The following is a 24,140-nucleotide window of genomic DNA, read 5'->3' as shown; positions in this document are numbered from 1 at the left end:
CGCCCGCTCAGTACAGGGTCCGGGTGAACTCGGCCGGCACGTAGTGGAACAACAGGGACGTGTGGGTGCTCCCGTCGGGCAGCGGCGGGCGCCAGTGCGGCACCCGGGTGCCGCGGAAGAGCACGGCCTCGCCGGGGCGCTGCACCAGCGACACCCTCCCGTGGGCACCGTCGAGGAGCAGCGGCCAGCCGCCCGGGATCCCCGGCCCGGACTCGCCGAGCAGCAGCGACACCGTGAACTCGCACTGCTCGCGGTCGACGTGCCGGTCGAGGACGGCGCCACCGCGGTACGCGGAGACGTACGCGTACGACGGCCGCACCGGCCGGCCGGCGAGGCGGCCCACCACCTCGGCGAACTGGTGGTGGAAGAAACGCGCCAGCGACTCGTTGTACCAGCCGTACCGTCCCTCGACCTGCGCGTCGCCGAGCGGCCACGAGCCCGTCGCGATGAGCCGCTCGTAGTAGTCGAGCAGCGCCTGCCGGTGCCCCGGGCGTACGAGCCGGCCCATCCCGCAGACGTCCGTGCGCGCGAACTCCTCGGCGGCGCCCGCCAGCACGGCACGGGCCCGTGCCGTCCGGCGCGCCCGGGTCTCGGCCGTGCCGAGCGCGCCGGCTCCGGCGAGCGCGGCGCGCAGCCGGTCGGGGAAGCCGGGCGGCAGGGGCCGCCCGGGGGCGAGTTCGCGCAGCGCCCGGAAGTCCTCGAAGCGCACCCAGTGCGGCACGAGGGCTCCGGTATCCGGTTCGTCGGTCCACAGCACGGGGTGGCCGGACAGGAAGCGGTCGCGGAAACGGGTGCGGCGTGCCATGCCGAGCGGGACGGTGACCCCGGTCTGGAGCACCGCTGCCGGATCGAGCACCGCGCCGTCGCCGTGGTCCGGCTCCTGGTGGGGGTTCGCCTCGTCGAGCCAGCAGGCGAAGGAGGGACGGCGGCCGGGTGCCGGCCGGCCGGCAGGAGCGGATCTGGGCGATTCGGGCATCGTGGTGCGTCCGTTCGTGAGGCGGCGCAGGGTGTGCCGCATGGCGTCGAGCGCCGCCGGGTCGAAGCCGGGTGTGGTGCGCCACTTGCCGGGGCGCGGCGGGCTGATCGTCGTGGCCGACAGCGGCAGGTCCCGGCCCCGGGCGGTGGCTGGCAGGCCCAGGTCCGACTCCAGCCGGCGGAGCGTACGGGCAGGCGCGCCGCGCAGTTCGGCGTAGTCGACGTCCACCCAGCGGACGGTGGCCGGCCGGGCGTCCCGGGCGTCGAGGGTGGCCTCCACGGCGGCGGCCCACTGCCGGGCCGCGATCCGCGTGAGGTCCTCGCCGGCCCAGCTCCGCCAGCCGGGCGGCAGCAGCAGGTGCCAGGCCCGGCGCGGCCAGCCGGGCAGCTCCGGGATGTTGACGAAGCCCGGGTGGGTCCATGCCCGCACCATGCTGGCCACCGTGTCCCGGGCGTCGCGGCGGAGGTGGACGACGGTGGCGTCGGGGAACAGCCGCAGCAGGAAGGGCAGTCGCAGGCTGTTCTCCGGCGTCTTCTCCAGGAGCCGGGGGGCCGGGGAGCCTTCGCCCGCGAGCGGGCGCCGTCCCGGCGCGGCGCTCCGGTCGGCGAGGAAACCCGCCCGCACCACGTCTCCCCATGCCTCGGCGTCCGCCGCGTCGAGCGCGTGCGAGGCGTAGCCGCGGGTTGCCGGATGGAGTCCGGGCACGCCCTCGATCACGCCCTCGCTCTCGCCGCCGACGGTCCACAGGGCGGGGTTGCGGGCCAGGGCGTCGTACAGCGCGGTACTGCCCGAACGCGGCGGCGAGACGATGATCACCGGCGCCGGGAGGGAGGCCGCGGGCGGGTCCGCCGGGACGGCGCGCACCGGTCCGGTGACCGGTGTCCCGAGACGGGCCAGGGCGGCGTCCCGGCTCGCGGCGAACTCCGCGGCCGCCTCCGCCGAGGCGAAGAGGTAACGGGCGCGCACGCCCCGGCCGTCGGTCCGTACGGCGCGGGCCAGCAGCTCCGGCACGCCGGGGAAGGGGCCGTGGTGGGTCTCGCGCGCGGCCCGGGCGGCGCGGCCGGCCGGGAGCGCGACGCGGCCCACCACGGACCACGCCGCCACCGCCCCTCCCCCGCCACCGGGTCGGCCGCTCACTTCCGGTGGATCCAGCCGGTGACGCTGAAGCGGCTGTCGGCGAACGCCCTGCTCGGCACCCGGACGGGCAGCACCTCGTGGTCGTGCCGGCTGGGGAAGAACACCGCGAGGTTCGGGCGCGGCACGATCGTCTGGCTGCGGTCGGTGGGGACGAGCCGCCCGTTCTCGACGACCGTCTCGAAGACGCGCAGCTCACCGCCGGAGAACTGGCGCGGCTCGGCGGAGAAGAAGTAGACGAAGGAGAGCTCGCGGGTGTCGTCGCCGTCGCTGTCGCGGTGCATGCCGAAGTAGTCCCGGTCGCCGTTGGCCGTCACCTGCAGCTCGATGTCGCCCAGCGGGAACGCCGGGAAGCCGAGGCGGGAACGGACGGCCTCCAGCTGCTCCCGGATGCGTTCCGCGAACAGCGCCCGGAAGCCGCCGAGATCGTGCAGGACCGAGCTGCGCCGGACCCGCTCGTCCACCACCGCCGAGTCGGCCCCGTGCGCCCGGATCGTGGCCGCCTTGAACTCGGACTCCCGGTCGAGGACGTACCGCAGGAGGTCCTCCTGCTCGGCGACGGTGAGGAACTCCCGTACGCCCTGGGCGACTTCGTCGATCACGTCCCGCTCGTACCGGCCGGTCCCGGTCGGCACGCCCGCCGGCTTGCTGTAGTGGCCGCCGCGCACCAGCCGGGCGATCTCGGACGCGACGGAGACCCGGTCCGCCGTCCACTCCGCCCGCGATCCGAGATAGACCGTCCCGTGGAAGGCCGCGTTGCGCTCGAACACCTCGTCGTCGACCGCGCCGGCGAGCACGTCGACCGAGTCCGGTCCGGCAAGGCCAAGCTTCTTCAGCAGCTCTCGGGCCGGTGCGCGGTACGTCAGGTAGCGCGCCGCCTCGGTGAGGAAGACGTCCTCGGTGCGCTCGAAACCCGCGCGGCGCATGGCCAGGTCGACGAGCCGCGAGTCCTCGGCGACGAGGTAGTGCACCTCGGCGCCGGGGTCGACCGCCAGCGTCTCCAGGGCCTCCTTGTACAGCGCGGCGGACAGCCCCGTGTTCGTCAGGTCCTCGTCGGCCACGTGCACCGGGCTCAGCCCCCAGCAGCCGTCGGAGACCAGGTGCGTCTGGAGAACCCCGACGATGTTGCGCGCGCCCAGGCCCCACGGCGGCCACGGCCGGTCGCGGACCGCGGCGAAGATCTGCGAGTCGCCGTCGTGGAACAGCGGCAGCACCACCTCGTCCATGAGGTGCGGTGCGCCCGTCCGCCGGAAGAAGGCGTACAGTGCGGCCTTCGCGGTGTCGCTGAGCTCGTCGAAGATCTCGATCCGCGTGGCGCCGTTGCGATCGCCGTAGAAGTCGCGTCTGATGGGCTGGGTCATGGCCTCTCCTGTCATGTCGCTGGGTGGAAGGACGACGGGTGGACTCCGCCTCGGGCGCGCCGTTCCTGCGGGTGACCGGGCCGGGCGGCGAGCCGCTGCCGTGGGTGGTGGTCCGCGCTCCGGTCGTCACCCGCGCCCAGCACGTACGCCTGAACCAACTCGCCGACGAGGGCTGCCGCTTCGTCGGCGCCACGAGCCATCTGGGTTTCCCGGGAGCGGGATTCCGTGACGAGCGGGACTACGGGCTGCTGTGCGAGGGATGGCTGCACTGCTTCCGGGACCCCGACCGCTTCCTGCCGCCGAACGGGCCGCGGGCCCTGGTGAGCGAGTCCGACTTCACCGACCCGCGCCGCGTCGACCCCTACCGCCTGGGCCCCTACCGCCTCGGCTCGCACCGCTGCGGACCGCACCGCGCCGGTCCGCGACCGGCGCCCCGAGGGCTGCCGCCGGAGCTGGTCGCGGACGTGGTCCATGTGTCGGGTGCGGAGCCCTGGCGGCAGCGGGCCAAGAACTGGCCGCTCGGCGCGCGCTGCCTCGGCCGGGTGGCCGGGGAGACGGGCTTGCGGGTCCTCGTCGTCGACGCCCCGCCCGGCGCGGACCCGAGGCCCGGCGTCCGGCTGACGGGGCCGCTGGAGTGGCCGCTGCTGCTGGCCGTGATCGCCGCCGCCCGCTGTCTGTTCGTGCCGGCCGTGCTCGACGCGTCGCCGCGGGTGCTCGCCGAGGCGCTCTGCCTCGATGTGCCCGTCGTCGTCAACCGGGCGATTCTGGGCGGCTGGCAGTACGTCAACCCGTTCACCGGGGTCTTCTTCGACGGCGTGGACGACGTGGTGCCCGCCGTCCTGGAGGCGGTCGGCACCGCGGCCCGGCCGCGGACGTGGTTCATGGCCCATCACGGGCCGGCCCGCGCGGGCGCGCGCGTGCTGCGGCTGCTGCGCGGCCTCGATCCGTCGCTGCCGGCGCTCAGTCATGTGCTGCTGGCCCCGGACCGGGACGTGCCGGAGCGCGCTGCGCCGGGGACACGTTGAGGACCAGCCGCGGCGGGCCCGCCATGGGCGACCGGTGGATCCAGGCGTCGGTGACGGGATGCGGCGACCAGTGCCGTCGCACGTCGACGTGCCTGAAGTAGACGGTCGCGTCCGGCGGCACCCGGTGGACGGGGGCGTGCGGCCGCAGGAACGAGGGCGCCTCGTCCATGGCGACCAGCGGCCCGAGCGCCTCCGCGCCGGCCGTCTCCGCCCCGGTTGCCTCCGTGCCGTCCGGCGCCTCGGCGCAGGCGCCGCACGCCCCGGCCCCGGCCTCGCGCGCGACACGCTCCCGGCGGGACAGATAGGCGTAGAAGGCCTTCATGCTCACGACGTCGTCGCAGGCCACGTACTCGGTGGTCGGCCCGTTGTAGACCCGTACGGCACCGGTCGTCGGCGCCTGCGGCGGAACGGTGTCGACGTGGAAGCCGCAGCGGCGGGTCGGGGCCTCGGTGAACACCCGCACCATCACGCGCCGCACCCGTGTCGCGGCCATGACCCGCTCCACGATGCCGGTCATGTCCTCCAGGAGCGGACGGGCGACCGCGCCGTCGGTGCCGGCGAGGGCGGTGCGGGCCCAGTCCGCGAACTCTTCACGGGAGACCGCGGCCAGGGTCGTCCGGGCGACGACGAGCCGCCGCTCGACCACCAGCGCCGCCAACTCGTCCAGCCAGCCGGGGCGTTGGCCCGGGCGCAGGACGACGGCGGTCACGCCGGGATCTGTCAGCCGTGCGATGTCGCGGGTCGTGTCCCCGCGGAGGACACCGCTGGGGAACGTCTCCTCGTCGATGGCGACCACGGACGGGACCGTAACCGGCGGCCGGGGCGGAGCCCGGCCCGACAGGCGGGGCCCGGGATGCGAGAACCCGTTCGGCCGCAGCAGGGGACCGGACGGCGCCGATGGCGGACAATTCTTGTGGGGGCGGGCAGGAACCCACCGAGCACTGGGGTCGCCATGACCGATTCACCGGCAGCCGCGACGCCCACGCGGGTGTTCCTCCTGGACGACCACGAGGTCGTCCGCCGGGGCCTGCGTGACCTCATCGACGACGAGCCCGACATGGAGGTGGTCGGGGAGGCGGCGACGGCGGAGCAGGCGCTGGCCCGCGGGCCCGCGCTGCGGCCGGACGTGGCCGTGCTCGACGTACGGCTGCCGGACGGGGACGGGATCTCGGTGTGCCGGGAGCTGCGCTCGCGGATGCCGGGCCTGGCATGTCTGATGCTGACGTCGTTCGACGACGAGGACGCGCTGATCGACGCGATCATGGCGGGCGCCGCCGGATACGTGCTCAAGCAGATCAAGGGCTCGGACCTGGTGTCGGCGGTACGGACCGTGGCCACGGGGCAGTCGATGCTCGACCCGGCCACCACCGCCCGCCTGATGCACTCGCTGCGGGAGCCCGAGGCGGCCGGGGCGCCGGAGGACGAGCGGCTCGCGGTGCTGTCGGAGCGCGAGCGGTCGGTGCTCGACCTGATCGGCGAGGGGCTCACCAACCGGGAGATCGCCGAGCGGCTGTATCTGTCGGAGAAGACGGTCAAGAACCACATCTCGCGGCTGCTCGGCAAGCTGGGCGTGGAGCGGCGGGTGCAGGCGGCCGTGATCGCCGCGCAGGCCCACGAGCACGAACACGAACACGGGCACGGGCACGACGCCGAGGAGCGGTAGCTCCCACGCGCACGACGCCGAGGAGCGGTAGCTCCCACGCGCACGACGCCGAGGAGCGGTAGCTCCCACGCGCACGACGCCGAGGTGCGGTAGCTCCCTCAGGGCCGGCCGGGCGGCAGCGGGACGCGCCATTCCAGGACCGTGCCGCCCGGGGTGCCCGGCCGGGCACGGACCGACAGCTCGCCGTTGAGGCGTTCGGCCCGTTCGGCGAGGTTGCGCAGGCCGCCGCGGGAGGCGCCCGGCGGGATGCCGGTGCCGTCGTCGCTCACCGTCACGGCCAGGGCGCCGTCCTCGACGACGACCGCCACCTCGGCGTGCCGGGCCCGGGCGTGGCGGGCCACGTTGGTGAGTGCTTCGCCGATGACCGCGACGACCTCGTCGGCCGCCCCGCCGGGCACGTCGGTGTCGAGCAGGCCCTCCATGCGCAGGGCCGGCGCGAAGCCGAGCGTCGCGACGGCCTGGTCGACCGCCTTGACGACGCGGTTCCTGAGCTTGGGGGCGGCGCCGGGGGTCTCGTGGGCGCGGAGGCCGAAGATGCTCGACCGGATGATCTTGATGGTGGCGTCGAGGTCGTCGATCGCCCGGGTGAGCCGGTCCACCGCCTCCGGGTGCTCGACGAAGCGGCGGGCGCTCTGCAGGGTCATGCCGGTGGCGAACAGCCGCTGGATGGCCAGGTCGTGGAGGTCGCGGGCGATCCGGTCGCGGTCCTCCAGGATGCTGACCTGCTCGGCGTCCCGGCGCCGGTCGGCCAGTTCGAGGGCGAGGGCGGCCTGTCCGGCGAATCCGGGGAGTGCGGTGACCTCGGCGCCCGAGAAGGGCGGCCGGCCGCGCCGCCGCGTCAGGATGAGCACCCCGCTCAGCCGTTCCTTGGTGCCGACGGTCAAGGCCACCACCGGTCCGAAGCCCTTCCACCGTTCGGGCTGGACGGTGACCCGCGCGTCGTTCTCGACGTCCGCGATCGCGACCAGCCCGTCGTGGGCGAGGGCCGCCGCGGCCAGGGTTCCCTCGATGCTGCTGAGGACCACGCCCCGGTGCGCCTGGGCGCCCTCCCCGCGGGCCAGTGAGCCGCGCAGCTCGCCGCCCGGGCCGACCAGGTAGAAGACGCCCATGTCGGCGCGGGCGATGTCCACGGCCTGCTCCAGCATCCCGTCGAGGACGTCCTCCTCGGCCGCGCCGGACAGCAGGGCGCGGGTGAAGTCGGAGCTCGCGGCCAGCAGGCGCTGGCGCAGACGGCCCTCCTCGTACAGCCGGGCGTTCTCGACGGCGATGCCGGCCGCGACGGCGAGGGTCGTCACCACGGCCTCGTCCTCGGCGTCGAAGTCGGCCGCGCCGCGCTTCTCGGTGAGGTAGAGGTTGCCGAACACCTCGTCGTGGACGCGGATCGGCACGCCCAGGAACGAGTGCATCTCGGGGTGGTGCGGCGGGAAGCCGTACGAGGAGGGGTGCTCGGACAGCTCGGTGAGGCGCAGCGGCTGCGGGTTGCGGATCAGCTCGCCGAGGATGCCGTGGCCCGAGGGCAGCGGCCCGATCCGCTCCCGCAGCACGTCGTCGATGCCGACGGTGACGAACTCGGAGAGCCTGCGGTCGTCGCCGATGACGCCGAGTGCGCCGTACTCGGCGTCCACGAGGGTGACCGCCGCCTCCACGATGCCGCGCAGCACATGGGGCAGGTCGAGTTCCCTGCCGACGGACATGACCGCTTCGAGGAGCCCGTTGAGCCGGTCCCGGGTCCCCCGGACCTCGTCGATGCGGGCCTGGACCTCGTCGAGGAGTTCGTCGAGGCGCAGCCGGGGCAGCCTCGCGTCCGCGTGCGCGGATTCCCCCGCGTCCTCCCGGCCCATCGCACCCTCCGGTCGCCCCGGGCGCGCGGACGGCGCCCGCCGCGCCCGCTCTCACGGTAGTGCGGATCCCGCCGCCGTTCCTGCCGGGCTCACGGTAGTGCGGATCCGGCCGCCGTTCCTGCCGGGCCGGGCGGCCGGGACCCGCCGTGGCATCGGGCACGGGGCCGTGCGGCGACGCAGGCGGCCTGGGCGGGTCTGGTCGGTCCGTGGGGGGACGCCGGCGGCCCGGGCGGCTCTGGCCGGTGGGTGCGGGGACGCCGGCGGCCGGGGCGGGTCCGGTCGGTCCGTGCGGGGAGCCGGGGGCGGCGGCCCGAGCTGGTCTGGTCGGTCCGTGCGGCGGACGCCGACGGCCGGGCGGTCCGGTCGGGCCGTGCGAGGGGGACCGTTCGGCCCTCGCGTGCGGGCGCGTCCGGGTGGACGGTGGGGGCAGCGGGAGGCACGCGGCCCGGGACCCCGGGGCCGTCGTGGCGGGCGACCCGCGCCCGGCCCCTCCCGTACCCGCCCCACCCGCGCCCTCTCCGGCGGCCCACAGACAGGAAACGTGCCGTGGACAGCAACGATCCGACCCGCTCGTTCGTGGCGTCCCTCGTCGAGGACGCCGTCACCGCGCCGTCGATGCACAACGCGCAGCCGTGGAGGTTCGTCCACCGGGCGGACACCGGCACCGTCGAGCTGTACGGCGACCCCTCACGGGCCATGCCGCGCGAGGACCCGGACCGTCGCGCCCTCCACCTCGGCTGCGGGGCCGCGCTGTTCGGTCTGCGCGTGGCCGCCGCGCACCGGGGCCGGCACGCCGAGGTGCGGCTGCTGCCCGATCCGGACGACCCCTGGCACCTCGCCGACGTCCGTCTCCTTCCGCCGTCCGCCGTCGGGCACGACGACGAGCTGGCCGTGCTCCACCCGGCGCTGCGGGAGCGGCACACCAGCCGGTTCCCGTTCACCGACGAGCGGGTCCCCGCCGAGATCCTCGACGGGCTGCGTTCCGCCGCGTTCCTGGAGGGCTGCCGGCTGGTCGTACCGGGCGCCTGGCACGCGGACACGGTGCTCGACCTGGTCCACGACTCGGAGCGCTTCGAGGCGGCGGACGCGCTGGTGCGCGGCGAGATCGACGCCTGGATCCGCACCGGGGCGGACGGCGAGGGGCCGGTGACCGAGGGGATCCCCGCGTACGCCTTCGGGCCGCGGCAGTACGACGTGACCGCCCCGGTCCGGGACTTCGGCTCGCACCGCGCGGTCCCCGGCCGGGACTCGGCCCGCTTCGAGAAGAGCCCGCAGCTCGCGCTGCTCGGCACGGTCGAGGACACGGCGGCCGAGTGGCTGAAGGCCGGCCAGGCGATGCAGCGCGTGCTGCTCCGGGCCACCCTCGACGGGCTGTCCACCTCGCTGATGTCCCAGCCCCTGGAGTGGCCCGAGCTGCGCTCGGTGGCGCGGGATCCGGGGTCCACCACGGGTTATGTGCACATGGTGGTCCGGCTCGGCTACGGCCCCCGGGGCCGGACCACCCCCCGCCGGCCCGTCTCCGAGGTGCTGGCCTTCGACTGACCGTCCCGCTGGCGCCCGAGCGGCCCGGCCCCGTACGCCCGTACGGGGCCGGCCCCGTACGGGCGCTACGGGCCGCCGAGCGCGACCTTGAGGGCGCCGGTCTCGGCCGCGCGGCCGAACACGTCGTACGCCTCCGCCATCCGCCCCGGTGCGAAGCGGTGGGTGACCAGGTCCGCGGCGGGCAGCCGGCCGGCCGCCATCATGCGCAGCAGCAGGGGCGTGGACGAGGTGTCGACGAGGCCGGTGGTGAGGGTGACGTCCTTGATCCACAGGTCTTCGAGGTGGAGCACCGCGGGCTTGCCGTGGACGCCGATGTTGGCGACCCGGCCGCCGGGGCGGACCATCCGCGTGCACATCTCGAAGGTCTCGGGGACGCCGACCGCCTCCATGACCACATCGGCGCCCAGGCCCTCCGTCAGGTCCTCGACGAGCTGCTCGGGGCCTTCGCCGGCCCTCGCGGTGGCGTCGGCGCCGAGCGTGCGCGCGGCGACGAGCCGGGATTGCGCGAGGTCGACGGCGATGATCCGGCCCGGGCTGTAGAGCCGTGCCGTGGCGACGGCGGCCAGTCCGATCGGGCCCGCGCCGACCACGACGACGGTGTCGCCCGGCCGTACCCCGCCGTTGAGGACGCCCACCTCGTAGGCGGTGGGGAAGATGTCCGCGAGCAGCACGGCGTCGAAGCTGTCGACGGCGCTCGGCAGCGGGTACACGGAAAGGTCGGCGAACGGCACCCGCACGTACTCGGCCTGGGTGCCGTCGATCGTGTGCCCGAGGATCCAGCCTCCGCCGCCGCGGCACTGGCCGTAGCGGCCCTCTCGGCAGAAGCGGCAGCGGCCGCAGGCCGAGATGCAGGAGATCAGCACGCGGTCCCCGGGCCGTACGGTCCGGACGTCCCGGCCGGTCTCGACGACCGTGCCGACGGCCTCGTGGCCGAGCACCCGGCCGGGCGTCACCTCGGGCACGTCGCCCTTGAGGATGTGCAGGTCGGTGCCGCAGATGGTGACGACGTCGACGCGCACGACGGCGTCGCCGGGGTCCTCGATGCCCGGGTCGGGCACGTCCTGCCAGGCGATGGGGCCCGGTCCCTGGAAGACGGCTGCCTTCATGGCGCCCACCCACTTCCTTCGGCGTGTTCGGGGTCCTCCACGATCAGGCTCGGACGCCGCCGGGTCGCGGCGCATGTGCCGTTCGGCCCCGGAAGAGGGCCGCTCGGACCCTGTGGCCGGGGCCGCGGCGGGTGCGAGGGTGGAGACGGCACAGCGCAGGCTCCGGACCGAAGGGCCGGGACTGGGGCTCACGACCGAAGGAGGGCGGCCATGTCCGAGGCAGCCCGGCATCCGGCTCCGGCCGCCGAGGCGGCCCGCCCCGCCCTGCTCACCTTCCTGGGCGGCGTGGGCACGGTCACCGGCAGCACGTTCCTGGTCGAGAGCGACGATGCCCGGGTCCTCGTCGACTGCGGCCTCTTCCAGGGGTTCGCGAACCTGTGGCGCCGCAACGGGGAACGGCTGGGCAACATCAACAGCGCGCACCGCCCCGCCGTCATCGTCTCCTCCGCCGGCATGGCGACCGGCGGCCCCGCAGACCCGGCAGACCCGGCAGACCCGGCAAGGAGAGAGCCATGAGCGCCCGGCCGTTCACCGTCGCCGACGTGATGACCAAGCAGGTCGTCGCCGTCCGGCCCGACGCCGAGTTCAAGGAGATCGTCACCGCCATGGAGCGCTGGCGGGTGGCCGCCGTCCCCGTCGTCGAGGGAGAGGGCCGCGTCGTCGGCGTGGTCTCCGAGGCCGATCTGCTCCTCAAGGAGGAGTTCCACGACCACCGCCTCGGCCTCGTCGAGCAGCTGCGGCACCTCGACGCCACCGCCAAGGCCGGCTCGTCGCGCGCCGCGGACCTGATGACCACGCCCGCCGTCACCGTCGCGCCGGACGCCTCGCTCCCCCGTGCCGCGCGCCTGATGGCCGCCCATCACGTCAAGCGGCTGCCGGTGGTCGACGCCCGGGGCGCGATCCAGGGCATCGTCAGCCGCTCCGACCTGCTCAAGGTCTTCCTCCGGTCGGACGAGGAACTCGCCGCCGAGGTCCGCCGCGACGTCGTGGAGCACCTCTTCCCGCTCTCCGGGAGCCGGGTCGACGTCCGGGTGGAGTCCGGCGTCGTGACGCTGTCGGGCGAGGTCCGCGACAGCGCGCTCGTCCCGGTGGCGGCGCGGCTGGCGCGGGCCGTGGAGGGCGTCGTGGACGTGCGGTGCGAACTCTCCGCCCCGACGACGGCCTGAGCGCCGGGACGCGCCGGGGCGCGACGGGGCGCGGCGGACGGGGCGTACACAGGGCTGACGGACCGGGCACAGGGCTGACGCCGACGTCACCGGTCCGGCCCGGTCAGCCCTCGCCGCTCCCGGTGCCGCCGCGGCGGAGCCGGCCGGACCAGACGGGCTCCACCCGCGCCCACTCGCGCTCCAGGTCGCCGAACCGGCGGGCCCGGGACCGGCGGCCGAGCAGGACCGCGCCGAAGGCGGTGGCCGCCACGAGGCCGGTCGTCGCGGCGCCGCCGCCCAGTGCGGTCACGGTGCGGTCCGTGGCGTCGCCGGGCGGCTGCGAGGGGGCGCCCGCGTCGTTCACCCAGATCGTCACCGGGTGCCCCGCGGGCGTCCGGGGCGGGACGTCGACCGTACCGGAGCGGGCCACGCCCTTCGGGTAGGACCAGACGGCCTTGGCGAAGGAGCTCGGCTGCGCCCCGAAGCGGGTGCCGACCGCCGGGTCCACGCTCCGTGCGGTGGTGGTCGCGGTCACCCGGTGGCGGTGCGCGGCGAGGGCGCGGTCGGCCTCGGACCCGGCCTGCCACAGGGCGCCGGCGGCCACCGCTCCGCAGATCAGGGCGACCGTCAGGATGAGGAGGACGGCCGTGCGCCGCACGGTTCCGGTCCGCGGCCGGTCAGGTTCGCGGTCCCACGCCTCGTGGCTCGACGGTTCGTGGCTGTTCATGTCGTACCTCCGGGCGGAACGGCCCGCCGGTCAGGGGGCCAGGTCGCGGCGGCGGAGAGTTGCGTGGGCGAGGATCAGGCCGGCCGCGCCGGCGCCCGCCAGGACGGCGAGGCGGGGCCAGAGCACGGCGCCCTGGGCGAGGGCGTCGCCCGGTGTGTAGTAGTGGAAGGGGCTGAGGAAGCGCAGGGGTGCGGCGGGATGCCAGGCGAGGGCGATGAAGTTGACGGCGAAGCCCACCGCGCCGATCGCGACGACGGCGCCGAGGACCTGGGCGCGCCGGCGGCCGGCGGCGGACACGGCGAGCGCGGGGCCTGTGACGCTGAGCGTGAAGGCGTAGCCCAGGAGTCCCGCGGCGAAGACTCCGCCGAGGCCGACGTCGGCGTGGATCTTCGGGGAGAGCGCCACGCCGGCCGCGACGGTCAGGGTGGCGGCGGCGGTGAGCGCGGCGGAGGCGAGGAGGAGCGCGGCGGTGCGTTCGGCGAGCAGCCGGGTGCGGGTGACGGGCCGGACCATGACCAGCTCGATCGTGCCGGATTCGACGTCGGCGGCGACGGCGGCAGCGGCGAGCGAGCCGATCACGGTCAGCTGGAGGGCGATCCAGAAGGGATGGGTCAGTCCGGCGCCGAGCAGCCCGGGGTAGCTGGCGATCGAGACGTCGCCGCTGGATCCGCTGAAGGCCCGGTAGGCCGAGGGGGGCTGTCTGCCACCGGACAGGAGCTGGCCGGGCGGGATCGTGTGCGTGACGACGATGATGAGCGTCTCGAAGACCACCATGCCGACGAGCAGGGCGCTCAGCATGCGGCGTCTGCGGTGCAGGGCGAGCCACAGCAGCGGCAGCCGGGCCTTCACTGCGGTTCCCCGCTCGTACGGCCGGGGGCGCCGCCGCCGGGCTCGCCGTCCCGGTAGAGGTCGAGGAACGCCTCGTCGAGGCCGGCCTCCTCCACGGTGATGTCGGCGACGGGCAGCGTGAGCAGCTCGCGCAGGGTGCCGGTGAGGTCGCCGGGCGGGACGAGGAGTTCGGCGCGGTCGCCCTGCCAGCGCGGCTGCCAGCGGTCGGCGGCGCCCAGGCTCCGGGGCCGGCCGGCGCGCGGTGCGGCGAGCGTGACGCGGATCCGGCGGGCCCGGGCCTCGCGCAGCGCGGCGACCCGCTCGACGGTGACGAGCCGGCCCTCGCGGATGATGGCGACCCGGCCGCAGGCCCGCTGCACCTCGGGCAGCACATGGCTGGAGAGCAGGACCGTGCGCCCGGCCGCCGGGGCCTCGGCCATCAGCTCGTAGAAGGTCTCCTGGACGAGCGGGTCCAGGCCCTCGGTCGGTTCGTCGAGCACCACGAGCCGGGGATCGTGCTGGAGGGCCTGGACGAGCCCCAGCTTCTGCTTCATGCCCCGCGAGTAACCGAGGACGGGGCGCCGCAGGTCCCGTTCGGAGAGGTCGAGGCGCGCGCACAGTTCCCGGCGGCGGGGGGACGGGGCCTGCTGGAGGGCGGCGAGCAGGTCGAGGGTCTCGGCGCCGGTGAGCTCGGGGTAGAAGCGCAGCTCGCCGGGCAGGTAGCCGAGTGCGGGGGCCAGCCGGGCGTGGTCGGCGACCGGGTCGAGGCCGAGCACGCGCGCGCTGCCGGCGGTGGGGCGCAGGAGCCCGGCGAGGCAGCGCAGCGTGGTCGTCTTCCCGGCGCCGTTGGGGCCGAGGAAGCCGAAGACCTCCCCGGCGTCGACCACCAGGGAGAGGGAGTCGATGCCGACGACCGGTCCGTAGCGTTTCGACAGGCCGCTGAGCTCGATGGCGCGCCTCTCTGCCATACGTCCACTCTCCTCCGGTCGCCGCGAACCGGGCGGTCGGCCGCGGCCCGCTCAGGACTCGGCTTCGCCGGCAGCGGCGACGGCGGGGGCCTCGGCGAAGGCGGGCGGGACGATCTCGACGGGGCAGTGGGCGTGGTGGATGAGGGCGTGGGCGACGCGGCCGAGGGAGGGTCCGACGCCGAGCGGGCGCCGGCCGCGGCCCATCACGAGCAGGTCGGTTCGGCCGCTCGCCTCGATCAGGATGCCGGGGGCGCTGGTGCCGGTCTCCACGTGGTGGTCGACGTTCAGGCCGGGGTAGACCTCGCGGACGCGGTCGGCCAGCTCCTTCGTCGCGCGCACCCGCTGCCGGGCGAATCCGTCGAGGTCGTCGAGCATGGTGGCGACGCGGCCGATGTGGGAGAACACGTTCCACACGCTGATCAGGCGGAGGTCGGCCTTGCGGGCCTCGGCCTCGGCGGCGGCGAGCAGCAGCCAGCCGAGGTCGGTGGCGTCGTGCACGGCCGCGGTCACGGAGCCGGTCTCGGGGCGCTCGCTCTCGCCGCGTACGACGATCACGGGCACGTCGGCGCGGGCCGCGACGCCCAGGCCGATGGAGCCGAGCATCAGGGTGGCGAAGCCGCCGAGGCCCCGGTGGCCGACCACGATCGTGCCCCGGTTGCCGGCGGCCGCCCGCAGTCCGGCGACCGGCTCCTGGCGGCCGAGTTCCGTGGTGACGGTGAGCTCGGGGCAGCGTTCGTGGACCGCGCGCGCGGTGTCGGTGAGCAGGTCGCGGCCCGCTTCCCGGACGGACTGGACCGTCTCGGCGTCGCTGAAGACCATGCGCCGGTCGGTGTCGGCGGCGTGGACGAGGTGCAGGAGGCGGCCCCGGCGGTCCGCCTCGGTCGCGGCCCAGAGCGCGGCCGTCCGGGCGGATGGGGATCCGTCGATGCCCACGACGACGTTGCCGAGCTCGGGCCGGGCAGGGGTCTGGCTGTTCATGGCTCCTCCTCAGCCGTGTGCCCCGTGGGTACACCTTCCACGCTCGCACAAGGTGCTTCCCGGCGGGTTGGGTCCTTCGGCCCCGAGCGGGACCTGTCCGGCCCTGCCGCTGCCCCCGGCGCGCGGTCGGATGATGGTGGGGTGCGGTCGGGCCGTGACCGCGGGACCGGTGAGCACCGCCACGGCAGGCCGGCCCGAACGAGGAGGTGAGCGGGCATGACGCGGAGCATCGTGGTCGGCCTCGACGGTACGGAGCAGGCGGACGCGGCCGCGCGGTGGGCGGCGGACGAGGCGTTGCTGCGCGGCGCCGAGGTGCAGCTGGTGCACGTGCGCGAGGCGTCGCCGGAGGCCCTGGTGCCGTTCGTCTCGCGGCGGCCCGTGGAGGAGTGGGCGGAGGAACTGCTGGCCGGCGGCGCCGCCGCGCTGCGCGAGCGCCACCCGGATCTGTCCGTCACCACCCGGCTGCTGCCCGCCGACCCGGTGCCGAGCCTGCTGGCCGCGGCCGAGAACGCCGAGCTGCTGGTGCTGGGCTCGCGCGCGATGGGCGCCGTGGCCGGCTATCTCGTGGGTTCGGTCGGGATGACGGTGGCGGGCCTGGCGGAACTGCCGGTCGTCCTGGTCCGTGCGACCGCCGCACCCGCTCCGGACGGCCCGGTCGTGGTCGGCGTCGACGTACGCGAGCCGGCCGACGCGGTCCTGGGCTTCGCGTTCGCGCAGGCGTCCCGGCGCGGGAGCGGGCTCGATGTCGTCCATGCGCAGCAGCTGCCGCTCTTCGCCGGCCTGGGCCCGGCCATGGTGCCGGACGTCCGCCCGGCGGTGACTCCGGAGATCAAGCGGTCGCTGGACGATCTGCTCGCCCCGTGGCGGGCGAAGTACGCCGATGTCGCCGTCACGGACCGGGTGGTGATCGGCTCGGCCGGTTCCGAGCTGGTGCGGGCCGCCGAGGACGCGGCGCTCGTGGTGATCGGCCGGCGCATCCAGCGTTCGGTGTGGGGCGCCCGCATCGGCAGCGCGGCCCACGCGGTGCTGCACCACAGCCGCGCGCCGGTCGCCCTCGTGCCGCACGAGTGACGGGCCGCCGTCGCTCCCGGCGCGCGTCGGCGGGGCGCGATGGTCACCAGTCGACGTGCGCGGTGATCCATGCGGTCAGGCCGTCCTCGTCGTCCGCGGGCGGCAGGGCGGGAGCGCCGGCGAGCGGGGTGCAGGACAGCTGGAGGTGGGTGAGGTAGCCGTACGGGCCGTAGTCGGCGGCCGGGCCGAGTACGACGGCGTGGGTGGGGGTGCGCCAGACGCGCTGGGTCAGGTCCGGGCCGGTCGCCACGGCCGCCGAGGACACGAGCGTGCGTTCGGGAGGCGTGCCGAGGTGGGCGCCGACCACCTCGGCGGCCCGGGCGAGGACGTCCTCGCAGTCCCGCTCCGTGCCGGGCCGCCGGCCGGTCCAGCCGGGCAGCTCCTGCCAGGCGTCGAGCAGGCCGTTCAGCCACGGCCCGTTGGCCATGCGCTCGTCCTCCGGGTCGACCGGATACACCTCGCCGAAGACGAGGAAGGCCCGGGCGTCCGGGTCGCCGAACGGGCTGTAAGCCTCGCTGCACATCACATGACCGTGCGCGGTCCGGTAGGACTCGCAGACCAGCCGGTCCTCCCACTCCCAGCCGCGGCGCCGCACCTCGGCGTCGACGGCGTCGGCGTCCTCGGGGACGGGCGGGGCGGCCGGCAGGCCCAGGAACTCGGCGACGGCTTCGGCGGTCAGGGGCCGGTGGGCGAGGGCGTGGACGGTGGACTCCATGATCATCACCCTAACGGCGCGGCTGCGGATCGTCGTCAAGCAGGCGAACCGGCAGTGGGGCAACATCGCGCTGAAAGAACTGTCCGTCGCTTGAGGGACGTTGCGTCCGAAGGAGGCGGTCAGGCGACGCCGCGGATGCGGCGCACGAGCAGGCCGCCGACGAGGATGACCACGGCGGCCGCGGTGTAGAGGCCGGTGTAGCCGCCGAGGTGGGCGATGACGGGGGCGGCGAGGGCGGGTGCGAGGACCTGGGGGCCGGAGTTGGCGATGTTGATGACGCCCAGGTCCTTGGCCCGGTCGGCGGCCTCCGGCAGGACCTGGGTGACCAGGGCCTGGTCGACGGCGAGGTAGATCCCGTAGCCCGCGCCCAGGACCGCCGCGGCGGCGAGCGCCGACGGCCAGGTGTGGAGCAGGGCGAGCAGCAGGGCGGCGGCGGCCATCACCAGGGAGCACAGGACGACGAAGGTCTTGCGGCGGCCGGCGCGGTCCGAGAGGACGCCGACGGGGATGGCGGTGGCCGCGGCGCAGAGCGTGTAGACCACGGTGAGGATCAGCACGCCGGTGCCGGGGTCGCCGTAGTGGACGGCGTCGGCGAGGAAGTAGAAGAGGTAGAGGGTGCCGAGGGCGTTGCCGAGGTTGATCAGGAAGCGGGTCAGCCAGGCCCAGCCGAAGTCGGGGTGCCGGCGGGGGCTGACCCAGAAGGAGCGGGCGAAGGCGCGGGCGTCGAAGGCCGGGCGGAGCGCGCGGGGCAGCGCGGGCTCCGGATGCCGCAGCACGAACGGGAGCGCGAGGACGACGGTGAGCACGGCGAGGGTGGCGTAGCCGGAGCGGACTCCGGTGATCAGCAGTGCGGTGATCAGCGCGCCGAGGACGAGGCCGAAGGACTGCATGAGGCCGGTCCAGCCTGACACCTGCGCGCGCTGGGCGAGGGGCACGCGGTCGGCGACCGGGGTGGTGACCCCGGCGAGCATCGCGTTGAGTCCGGCCTGGGCGAGGCACCAGCCGACGGCGACCCCGGCGACGGTGTGCTGCGCCGCGGTGACCGCGAGGCCAGCCGCCCCGGCGAGGGCGCCGCCGAGGATCCAGGGCCGGCGGCGGCCGAAGCGGCTCGTGGTCCGGTCCGACCAGGCGCCGGCGAGCGGGTTGACCACCACCGCGACGAGTGCGCCGAGCCCGGTGACGAGCGAGAGCGCGGCGTTCTTGCCGTCGGGATCGACGCGCTCCAGCTGGAGCGGCAGCAGGATCTGGATGGGCGTCATGAAGGCCATGAAGACGGCGAGCGTGGCCAGCGAGAGGCCCGCCGTCCAGCCGGCCGTGACGGGGACGCGGGGCTCGGCGAAGACGGCGGCGGCGTCCTCCCCGGCCGGGCCGGTGGCGCGGTCCGGTGCCGGGTCCCCCGCGAGGGCGTGGGCCATGGTGACTCCGTCGGTCAGGGCCGCTGGGCGGCGATCAGGTTGCGGTACCACGCGAAGCTGGCCCGCGGTGTGCGCAGCCCGGTGGCGAAGTCGACCTCGACCAGCCCGAACCGCTGGTGGTAGCCCTCGGCCCACTCGAAGTTGTCGAGCAGCGACCAGGTGAAGTAGCCGCGTACGTCGACGCCTTGGGCCATGGCCCGGGCGATGGCGTCGAGGTGTCCGGCGAGGTAGTCGACGCGCGGCTGGTCGTCCGTTCCGGCGGGCAGCGAGCAGCCGTTCTCGGTGATCCACACCGGCGGAAGCGCGTCGCCGTAGCGGGCCGTCAGGCCGGTGAGCAGTTCCGTGAGGCCGTCGGGGACGACCGGCCAGTCGAACGCGGTGCGCCGGTAGGCCTCTTCGGGCTCGGCGAGGTCGAAGGGCAGGCCGGCGGCGGGATCGGCCGGGGCGGTGACCCAGGTCGGGTTGTAGTAGTTGACGCCGAGGCCGTCGAGCGGTGCGGCGATGGTGGCGAGGTCGCCGTCGCGCACCACGCCTCCCCAGGTGGGGTCGGTCATGCCGTACGCCGACAGGTCGGGGTAACTCCCGGTCAGGACGGGGTCGTTGAAGAGCCGGTTGTGCAGGACGTCGTACGCCGAGGCCGCGGCGCGGTCCGCGTCCGACCGCGCGTCGGAGCGCAGGCGCACGGGAGTGCAGTTGTTGGCCGTCAGCACCTGGACGCCGGGCACGGCGGCGCGCAGCTCGGCGGCGGCGAGGCCGTGGCCGAGGAGCTGGTGGTGCGCGACGGGAAGGGCGTCCAGCATCAGGGCGCGGCCCGGGGCGTGCACGCCGAAGCCGTAGCCGAACGACATGTGCACGAAGGGCTCGTTCAGCGTGATCCACCGCTTGACCCGGTCACCGAGCCGCCCGGCGACCACGGCCGCGAACTCGCCGAAGCGGTGGGCGGTCGCGCGGTTCAGCCATCCGCCCTCGTCCTCCAGGGCCTGCGGCAGGTCCCAGTGGAACAGCGTCGGGGTGGGCTCGATGCCGGCATCGAGCAGGGCGTCGACCAGCCGGTCGTAGAAGTCGAGCCCGCGCGGCTCGACCTTGCCCGCGCCGGCCGGCACGACCCGCGGCCAGGAGAGCGAGAAGCGGTACGCGTCGAGCCCGAGCCGCCGCATCAGGGCGACGTCCTCGCCGAACCGGTGGTAGTGGTCGCAGGCCGTGTCGCCGGTGTGTCCGTCGCGGACGGCGCCGGGGCGGCGGACGAAGGTGTCCCAGATGGACGCGCCCTTGCCGTCCTCGTCGGCGGCGCCCTCGATCTGGTAGGCGGCGGTCGAGGCGCCCCAGACGAAGTCGGCGGGGAATCGCGGGAGTTGCGTCGGTGCGGTGGAGCCGGTGGAGCCGATGGTCATGGGCGCAGCCTTCCGTCCGGAGCGGGCCGCAACATAACATGAACGAGTGTTCACGTTCTAGGGATTCGACACTGCTCCCCCGGCCCCCGTCAGCCGGCTCCGCAGGTCCTCCCAGTAGCAGTGCAGCATCCTCTTGAGCTCGGCCACGCTCTCCAGGTCCGGCTCGCCGTCGCCGTTGAACACCTCGTGCAGCACGGCGTTGGCCGCCCACACCACCATCCGCGCCGCCCGCCGCACCGGCTGTCCCCCGGGCCCGCCGGTCAGCCGCACGACGATGCGCTCCAGCCCCTCGGCGACGAGCGCGTTGCTGGCCTCGTCGGCGCGCGCCAGCTCGGGGCTCAGATGCCGCCCGGCCCACAGCGCCCTACCGCCCGGCTGCGAGCGGAACAGCTCCGCGTACACGTCGACCATCGTGCCGACCAGGTCGTCCAGTTCACCGTCGGCGGCCCGCTCCACGAGCTCGTCGATGGCGGTCTTGAACCCCTCCAGATACCGCCGGCCGAGCGCGTCCACCACCGCGCCCTTGTCCGGATAGAACTGGTAGATGCTCCCGACCGGCACCCCCGCCTCCTCCGCGACCCGCCGCATCGTCAGCGCCTCGAACCCCTCCCCCGCCAGGATCCGGTCGGCCGCTGCGAGGATCGCCTCGACCCGGGCCCGGCTGCGCGCCTGCTGCGGCCGCCTGCGGAGCCGGGCTCCGGGCCCGGCCCCGGGCTCCACCTGCGGACTCGTCGCTTCCGTCACCACACGTTCTCCTTCATCGGTTACGTTTCCGGGCCGGCGCCCGTCACGACTGTGACGAAGCCGCCTCAGGGAAGGTCATCACATGCCCGGCACCACCCGCCCCACGGATCCGCTCGCCCTCGCCTTCGAGGCGCACCGCGACCGGCTCCGGGCCGTCGCCCACCGCGTGCTCGGATCGCACGCCGACGCGGAGGACGTGGTGCAGGAGGCGTGGTTGCGGCTCTCCCGCCAGGATGCCGACACCATCGGCAACCTCGGCGGCTGGCTGACCACCGTGGTCGGCCGCATCAGTCTCGATGTGCTGCGGTCGGGGCGGACCCGCCCGGAGGTGTCGCTCGACGACCGGCTGCCCGGCTGCACGGTGACGCTCGGCGACGTCCCCGCCCCGGAGGAGCTCGTGGCGCTCGGCGACTCCGTCGGCCTCGCGCTGCTCACGGTGCTCGACTCGCTGCGCCCCGACGAGCGGCTGGCGTTCGTGCTGCACGACGTCTTCGCCGTGCCGCACGGGGACATCGGCACCATCCTCGGCAAGTCCGCCGACGCGACCAAGATGCTCACCAGCCGCGCCCGCCGGAAGGTGCGGACCGCCCCGCGGCCGGGTGGCGGCGGACGGGAGCGGCGCGAGGTGGTGCGCGCCTTCCTGGCGGCGGCCGGCGAGGGCCGGTTCGAGGAGTTGCTGCGGGTGCTCCACCCCGAGGTGAGGTTCACCGTCCACACGCCGGACGGCCGGTTCGTCACGATCGGGGCCACCGAGGTCGCCGGCCGAGCGCGCGTCGCCGGCGGCGCGGCACGCGGACACGCGGCGACCGTCGACGGCCGCCCTGGCGTGATCTCCTGGAACGAGGACGGCACCCCGCGCTCCGTGCTCGCCTTCACCGTCGCCGGCGGCGTCATCACCGACGTCACCGCCGTCGTCGACCCGGCGCTGCTCGCGCTCATGGACCTGCCTCACCCGGTGTGAACCGCGCCGGTCCCGGCCGGCCGCGTCACGCCCGGGGCGCGAGGTCCGGGTGTTCCTTCAGCAGCCGGGGCGGCGCGGCCTGCTGCCACGAGTCGAGGACGATCGCCCGCAGTTCGTCCGCGTCGTCGACGGCGGCCAGGCGCACCCGCACCCACGCGAAGGCGGCCTCGTGGCCGGCGATCCAGAACTTCCCGGGCTCGGCGAGGACCAGTTCGTCGCGCTCCTCCCTCGGGCAGCGGACCGCCATCGAGGTCTCGTTCTCGGGGAGGGTCAGGAACATCTTGCCCGCGACACGGAAGGTGGGCATGGACCATGCCTCCTTCTCGGTCGTCTCGGGCAGGGCGAGCGCGAGCGCGCGGACTTCGTCGGAGGTGCTCATACCCCGACCGTATGACGGAGCACTGACATCGACGCGCCGGGGCGGCATAGGGTTCGCTCCGTACGAACACGGCGGGGCACGGATGCCGGGACGGGGGCGGGGAGATGACGGTGGAGTCGGCGCGGCGGTGGGACTCGGTCCTGGACGCGGTGGTGGTGTACGCGCAGGGCGCGCTGTGCCGCCGGCTGGCGCGCGGGGTCGTACCGGCGGACGGGCGGCCGGTACGGGTGCCGGGGCTGCCGCGGGCGCTGGACCCCGGCTCGCTGCGGGCCCGGGTCCTCGGCGGGTCGGGAGCGCGGGTCACCGAGGCCCGGGTGGAGGTCGAGGCCGAGCCGGCCGGCGGTGAGCCAAGTGGTGCGGCCCGGCGCGAGGTGGAGCGGCTGCGCGACGCGTACGCGGCGGCGCGCGAGCGCCGTGACCGGCAGTCGGGCCTGATCGCGGAGGTCGCCGGGCTGCGCCCGGTGCCGCCGGACCGCGAGCGCGAGGATCCGCACCGGCGCACGCCCGTCGAGGCGTGGCTGGAGCTCGCGGAATTCGTCGAGGAGCGGCTGACGGGGCTGCACGCCCGGCTCGCCGAACTGGAGGACGACCTGCGGCGCGCCGGGCACGAGCTGGCCGTCGCGGAGGACCGGCTCGCCCGCGCCTCGTCCGACGCACCGGCCGCGCACGTCGACGCCACCGTCTGCGCGGTGCTCGTCCTCGACGGCGCGCCGGGCGACGAGGTGGAGCTGGAGGTCGAGTACGGCGTGCCGGGCGCGGTCTGGGCGCCGGCCTATCGCCTGAGTCACCGTCAGGGCGACGGCAGCGGCCGTCTGGTGCTGCGGGCGTCGGTCGCGCAGCGGACCGGCGAGGACTGGACGGGCGTGCGCGTCGCGTTCGCCACGGCCGACCTGCGCCGCCGCACGGACCTGCCCCGGCTCGCCTCTCTGCGCATCGGCCGCGGCCAGCCCGCTCCGGCGCCGGCCGGCTGGCGCGAGCCGCCGGCCGGGCTCGCCGATCTGTTCACGGGCTACGACGCCCGGGTCCCGCGTCCGGCGGGCGGCGGCCGCCCGGGTGCGGCCGCCGCGGCGCCGCCGGCCGGCGGCGCCGCTGCCCCCGCCGTACCGCTGCCTCCGCCGCCCCCGCCGGCCGCGCAGGCGCCCGTGCCGACTCCTCCGGGGTCGGCTCCGGTGCCGCCGGGATACGGCGGGCCGCCCGCGCCCGGCCGTGCGTATCGCGCCGCCCCGGCGGCCGCCGTGCCGCGCGGCCCGGCGGCTCCCGGCACGGCCCCTCCGCCGTCCCTCGTGTCGGCCCCCGTACCGGCCCCCGCGCCCGCTCCTGCCCCGCCGGCCGGCCCGCCGCGGCCGAGCGGCGCCGAGCTGGACTACGCCGCCCTCGAACTGAGCGGTCCGGACGAGCCGGGCGCCCGTCGCGGCCGGCTGTTTCCCGGCGCGCCGGCCGACCCGGTGGCGGCCGGGTTCCGGCGGCGCGCCGAGGCGGTGGCGGCGCTGCCCCTGCCCGGACACGCCGTGCGGCCGCGGGAGTCGGCGGGTTCCTTCGACCACCGCTTCGACGCCGCCGCCCGCGCGGACGTTCCGTCGGACGGCACCTGGCACACCGTCACCGTGGGCGAGATCGCGGTCGGCCTGCGGACCGAGTACGTGTGCGTGCCGTCCGTGGAGCAGACCGTGTACGCGACGCTCGTGCTGTCCAACTCCTCCGACCAGGCGCTGCTCGCCGGACCGGTGGAGGTCACCGTCGACGACGACTTCCTGCTGACCGCCGCGCTGCCCACGCTGGCGCCCGGCGGGGTGCGGCGCGTGGGGCTCGGCCCCGCCGAGGGCATCCGGGTGACCCGCCGCACGCATCTGAACGAGTCGACCGCCGGGCTGCGCAACACCACCACCGTCCTGGACCACCGCGTCCACGTGGAGCTGGCGAACCGGCTGCCGCGGCCGGTCACGGTGGAGGTGCGCGAGCGGGTGCCGGTCACCTCCGAAGCGGACGTGAGGATCGAGGAACGGGCCGGGTGGGCGCCGCCGGAGGACGGGCCCGAGCCGCACGCCCCGGGCACCCGCGTCCGGCGGGTCGAGCTGCCGGCCGGCGGCACCACCGCGCTCGACGGCGGCTACGAGATCCGCATCCCGGCCGGCAAGGCCCTCGTCGACGGCAACCGCAGGAGCTGACGCCT

At 75.5% G+C, this 24,140-nt stretch carries 22 protein-coding genes; 8 read left to right on the top strand and 14 right to left on the bottom strand.

Translation table 11 applies throughout. The features are described 5' to 3' along the window. Nucleotides 1–7: 7 nt before the first annotated feature. Both ACFYU9_RS04550 and ACFYU9_RS04545 read right to left on the bottom strand, forming a co-directional pair. Complete coding sequence (locus tag ACFYU9_RS04550) at nucleotides 8–2,080, bottom strand: sulfotransferase (RefSeq protein WP_389342298.1); 2,073 nt, start codon at nucleotides 2,078–2,080, stop codon at nucleotides 8–10. 29 nt (nucleotides 2,081–2,109) lie between these two features. Then, nucleotides 2,110–3,471, bottom strand: a complete 1,362-nt coding sequence (locus tag ACFYU9_RS04545) for a 2OG-Fe(II) oxygenase (RefSeq protein ID WP_389342295.1) — start codon at nucleotides 3,469–3,471, stop codon at nucleotides 2,110–2,112. A 38-nt stretch (nucleotides 3,472–3,509) separates the two neighbouring features. Between ACFYU9_RS04545 and ACFYU9_RS04540 the strand changes: the two genes are divergently transcribed. Continuing rightward, nucleotides 3,510–4,496, top strand: coding sequence for a hypothetical protein (locus ACFYU9_RS04540; protein ID WP_389342292.1), 987 nt, complete (start codon nucleotides 3,510–3,512; stop codon nucleotides 4,494–4,496). Here the strand turns inward: ACFYU9_RS04540 and ACFYU9_RS04535 are convergent. Further along, nucleotides 4,432–5,292 carry a DUF1826 domain-containing protein gene (locus ACFYU9_RS04535; protein ID WP_389342289.1) on the bottom strand — a complete coding sequence of 287 codons (861 nt, stop codon included), beginning with the start codon at nucleotides 5,290–5,292 and terminating at the stop codon, nucleotides 4,432–4,434. The two genes, ACFYU9_RS04540 and ACFYU9_RS04535, sit on opposite strands and share 65 nt — an antisense overlap. Before the next feature lie 156 nt (nucleotides 5,293–5,448). Here ACFYU9_RS04535 and ACFYU9_RS04530 point away from each other — a divergent pair, with 156 nt between their 5' ends. Beyond that, complete coding sequence (locus ACFYU9_RS04530; RefSeq protein WP_389342285.1) at nucleotides 5,449–6,159, top strand: response regulator; 711 nt, start codon at nucleotides 5,449–5,451, stop codon at nucleotides 6,157–6,159. A gap of 98 nt (nucleotides 6,160–6,257) precedes the next feature. Here the strand turns inward: ACFYU9_RS04530 and ACFYU9_RS04525 are convergent, their stop codons facing one another. Further along, on the bottom strand, nucleotides 6,258–8,000 hold the full coding sequence (locus ACFYU9_RS04525) for a GAF domain-containing protein (protein WP_389342282.1): 1,743 nt from the start codon (nucleotides 7,998–8,000) through the stop codon (nucleotides 6,258–6,260). 546 nt (nucleotides 8,001–8,546) lie between these two features. Here ACFYU9_RS04525 and ACFYU9_RS04520 point away from each other — a divergent pair. Further along, nucleotides 8,547–9,542 carry an Acg family FMN-binding oxidoreductase gene (locus ACFYU9_RS04520; RefSeq protein WP_389342279.1) on the top strand — a complete coding sequence of 332 codons (996 nt, stop codon included), beginning with the start codon at nucleotides 8,547–8,549 and terminating at the stop codon, nucleotides 9,540–9,542. Between the two features lie 65 nt (nucleotides 9,543–9,607). On the opposite strand, the gene ACFYU9_RS04515 is transcribed toward ACFYU9_RS04520, so the two are convergent. Next, nucleotides 9,608–10,648, bottom strand: a complete 1,041-nt coding sequence (locus ACFYU9_RS04515; RefSeq protein ID WP_389214710.1) for a zinc-dependent alcohol dehydrogenase family protein — start codon at nucleotides 10,646–10,648, stop codon at nucleotides 9,608–9,610. 210 nt (nucleotides 10,649–10,858) lie between these two features. Between ACFYU9_RS04515 and ACFYU9_RS04510 the strand changes: the two genes are divergently transcribed. Both ACFYU9_RS04510 and ACFYU9_RS04505 read left to right on the top strand, forming a co-directional pair. Then, nucleotides 10,859–11,164, top strand: coding sequence for a hypothetical protein (locus ACFYU9_RS04510; RefSeq protein ID WP_389214713.1), 306 nt, complete (start codon nucleotides 10,859–10,861; stop codon nucleotides 11,162–11,164). Next, nucleotides 11,161–11,814, top strand: coding sequence for a CBS domain-containing protein (locus tag ACFYU9_RS04505; protein ID WP_389214716.1), 654 nt, complete (start codon nucleotides 11,161–11,163; stop codon nucleotides 11,812–11,814). Before ACFYU9_RS04510 ends, ACFYU9_RS04505 begins: the two co-directional genes overlap by 4 nt. A gap of 103 nt (nucleotides 11,815–11,917) precedes the next feature. Here ACFYU9_RS04505 and ACFYU9_RS04500 read toward each other — a convergent pair whose 3' ends face one another. From ACFYU9_RS04500 to ACFYU9_RS04485, 4 genes are read right to left on the bottom strand one after another with little or no spacing between them, the layout of a single operon-like run. Next, nucleotides 11,918–12,520, bottom strand: coding sequence for a hypothetical protein (locus ACFYU9_RS04500; RefSeq protein WP_389214719.1), 603 nt, complete (start codon nucleotides 12,518–12,520; stop codon nucleotides 11,918–11,920). 30 nt (nucleotides 12,521–12,550) lie between these two features. Further along, on the bottom strand, nucleotides 12,551–13,369 hold the full coding sequence (locus tag ACFYU9_RS04495; protein WP_389214721.1) for an ABC transporter permease subunit: 819 nt from the start codon (nucleotides 13,367–13,369) through the stop codon (nucleotides 12,551–12,553). Then, the gene (locus ACFYU9_RS04490; protein ID WP_389214724.1) at nucleotides 13,366–14,316 is read right to left on the bottom strand and encodes an ABC transporter ATP-binding protein; all 951 of its coding nucleotides are present in this window, start codon (nucleotides 14,314–14,316) and stop codon (nucleotides 13,366–13,368) included. Before ACFYU9_RS04490 ends, ACFYU9_RS04495 begins: the two co-directional genes overlap by 4 nt. 51 nt (nucleotides 14,317–14,367) lie before the next feature. Continuing rightward, nucleotides 14,368–15,294, bottom strand: coding sequence for a universal stress protein (locus ACFYU9_RS04485; protein ID WP_389214727.1), 927 nt, complete (start codon nucleotides 15,292–15,294; stop codon nucleotides 14,368–14,370). A gap of 216 nt (nucleotides 15,295–15,510) precedes the next feature. Here ACFYU9_RS04485 and ACFYU9_RS04480 point away from each other — a divergent pair, with 216 nt between their 5' ends. Beyond that, on the top strand, nucleotides 15,511–16,365 hold the full coding sequence (locus ACFYU9_RS04480; RefSeq protein WP_389214730.1) for a universal stress protein: 855 nt from the start codon (nucleotides 15,511–15,513) through the stop codon (nucleotides 16,363–16,365). A 43-nt stretch (nucleotides 16,366–16,408) separates the two neighbouring features. Here the strand turns inward: ACFYU9_RS04480 and ACFYU9_RS04475 are convergent, their stop codons facing one another. The 4 genes from ACFYU9_RS04475 to ACFYU9_RS04460 form a co-directional block, all read right to left on the bottom strand. After that, nucleotides 16,409–17,080: a hypothetical protein gene (locus ACFYU9_RS04475; RefSeq protein ID WP_389214733.1), complete on the bottom strand. Its 672-nt coding sequence runs from the start codon at nucleotides 17,078–17,080 to the stop codon at nucleotides 16,409–16,411. 119 nt (nucleotides 17,081–17,199) lie between these two features. After that, nucleotides 17,200–18,495, bottom strand: coding sequence for an MFS transporter (locus ACFYU9_RS04470; RefSeq protein WP_389214736.1), 1,296 nt, complete (start codon nucleotides 18,493–18,495; stop codon nucleotides 17,200–17,202). 14 nt (nucleotides 18,496–18,509) lie between these two features. Then, nucleotides 18,510–19,886 carry a GH1 family beta-glucosidase gene (locus ACFYU9_RS04465; protein ID WP_389214739.1) on the bottom strand — a complete coding sequence of 459 codons (1,377 nt, stop codon included), beginning with the start codon at nucleotides 19,884–19,886 and terminating at the stop codon, nucleotides 18,510–18,512. A 57-nt stretch (nucleotides 19,887–19,943) separates the two neighbouring features. Beyond that, nucleotides 19,944–20,630, bottom strand: a complete 687-nt coding sequence (locus ACFYU9_RS04460) for a TetR/AcrR family transcriptional regulator (RefSeq protein WP_389214742.1) — start codon at nucleotides 20,628–20,630, stop codon at nucleotides 19,944–19,946. Nucleotides 20,631–20,712: 82 nt separating this feature from the next. Here ACFYU9_RS04460 and ACFYU9_RS04455 point away from each other — a divergent pair, with 82 nt between their 5' ends. Further along, on the top strand, nucleotides 20,713–21,591 hold the full coding sequence (locus tag ACFYU9_RS04455) for a sigma-70 family RNA polymerase sigma factor (RefSeq protein ID WP_389342276.1): 879 nt from the start codon (nucleotides 20,713–20,715) through the stop codon (nucleotides 21,589–21,591). 25 nt (nucleotides 21,592–21,616) lie between these two features. Here ACFYU9_RS04455 and ACFYU9_RS04450 read toward each other — a convergent pair whose 3' ends face one another. Beyond that, on the bottom strand, nucleotides 21,617–21,970 hold the full coding sequence (locus tag ACFYU9_RS04450; RefSeq protein ID WP_389214745.1) for an MmcQ/YjbR family DNA-binding protein: 354 nt from the start codon (nucleotides 21,968–21,970) through the stop codon (nucleotides 21,617–21,619). A 104-nt stretch (nucleotides 21,971–22,074) separates the two neighbouring features. On the opposite strand from ACFYU9_RS04450, the gene ACFYU9_RS04445 reads away from it, so the two are divergent. Continuing rightward, nucleotides 22,075–24,135, top strand: a complete 2,061-nt coding sequence (locus ACFYU9_RS04445; RefSeq protein ID WP_389214749.1) for a DUF4139 domain-containing protein — start codon at nucleotides 22,075–22,077, stop codon at nucleotides 24,133–24,135. The last annotated feature ends 5 nt before the right edge of the window (nucleotides 24,136–24,140 follow it).

It is taken from the genome of Streptomyces sp. NPDC004327, assembly GCF_042873935.1.
Taxonomy (GTDB): Bacteria; Actinomycetota; Actinomycetes; order Streptomycetales; family Streptomycetaceae; genus Streptomyces.
This window is presented reverse-complemented; position numbering and strand designations above follow the sequence as displayed.

Coding starts and splice junctions, on each gene's coding strand:
- ACFYU9_RS04545 (WP_389342295.1), bottom strand. CDS start 3,471: ATGACCCAGCCCATCAGACGCGACTTCTACGGCGATCGCAACGGCGCC.
- ACFYU9_RS04530 (WP_389342285.1), top strand. CDS start 5,449: ATGACCGATTCACCGGCAGCCGCGACGCCCACGCGGGTGTTCCTCCTG.
- ACFYU9_RS04525 (WP_389342282.1), bottom strand. CDS start 8,000: ATGGGCCGGGAGGACGCGGGGGAATCCGCGCACGCGGACGCGAGGCTG.
- ACFYU9_RS04515 (WP_389214710.1), bottom strand. CDS start 10,648: ATGAAGGCAGCCGTCTTCCAGGGACCGGGCCCCATCGCCTGGCAGGAC.
- ACFYU9_RS04510 (WP_389214713.1), top strand. CDS start 10,859: ATGTCCGAGGCAGCCCGGCATCCGGCTCCGGCCGCCGAGGCGGCCCGC.
- ACFYU9_RS04505 (WP_389214716.1), top strand. CDS start 11,161: ATGAGCGCCCGGCCGTTCACCGTCGCCGACGTGATGACCAAGCAGGTC.
- ACFYU9_RS04500 (WP_389214719.1), bottom strand. CDS start 12,520: ATGAACAGCCACGAACCGTCGAGCCACGAGGCGTGGGACCGCGAACCT.
- ACFYU9_RS04490 (WP_389214724.1), bottom strand. CDS start 14,316: ATGGCAGAGAGGCGCGCCATCGAGCTCAGCGGCCTGTCGAAACGCTAC.
- ACFYU9_RS04485 (WP_389214727.1), bottom strand. CDS start 15,294: ATGAACAGCCAGACCCCTGCCCGGCCCGAGCTCGGCAACGTCGTCGTG.
- ACFYU9_RS04480 (WP_389214730.1), top strand. CDS start 15,511: ATGACGCGGAGCATCGTGGTCGGCCTCGACGGTACGGAGCAGGCGGAC.
- ACFYU9_RS04475 (WP_389214733.1), bottom strand. CDS start 17,080: ATGGAGTCCACCGTCCACGCCCTCGCCCACCGGCCCCTGACCGCCGAA.
- ACFYU9_RS04470 (WP_389214736.1), bottom strand. CDS start 18,495: ATGGCCCACGCCCTCGCGGGGGACCCGGCACCGGACCGCGCCACCGGC.
- ACFYU9_RS04465 (WP_389214739.1), bottom strand. CDS start 19,886: ATGACCATCGGCTCCACCGGCTCCACCGCACCGACGCAACTCCCGCGA.
- ACFYU9_RS04455 (WP_389342276.1), top strand. CDS start 20,713: ATGCCCGGCACCACCCGCCCCACGGATCCGCTCGCCCTCGCCTTCGAG.
- ACFYU9_RS04450 (WP_389214745.1), bottom strand. CDS start 21,970: ATGAGCACCTCCGACGAAGTCCGCGCGCTCGCGCTCGCCCTGCCCGAG.
- ACFYU9_RS04445 (WP_389214749.1), top strand. CDS start 22,075: ATGACGGTGGAGTCGGCGCGGCGGTGGGACTCGGTCCTGGACGCGGTG.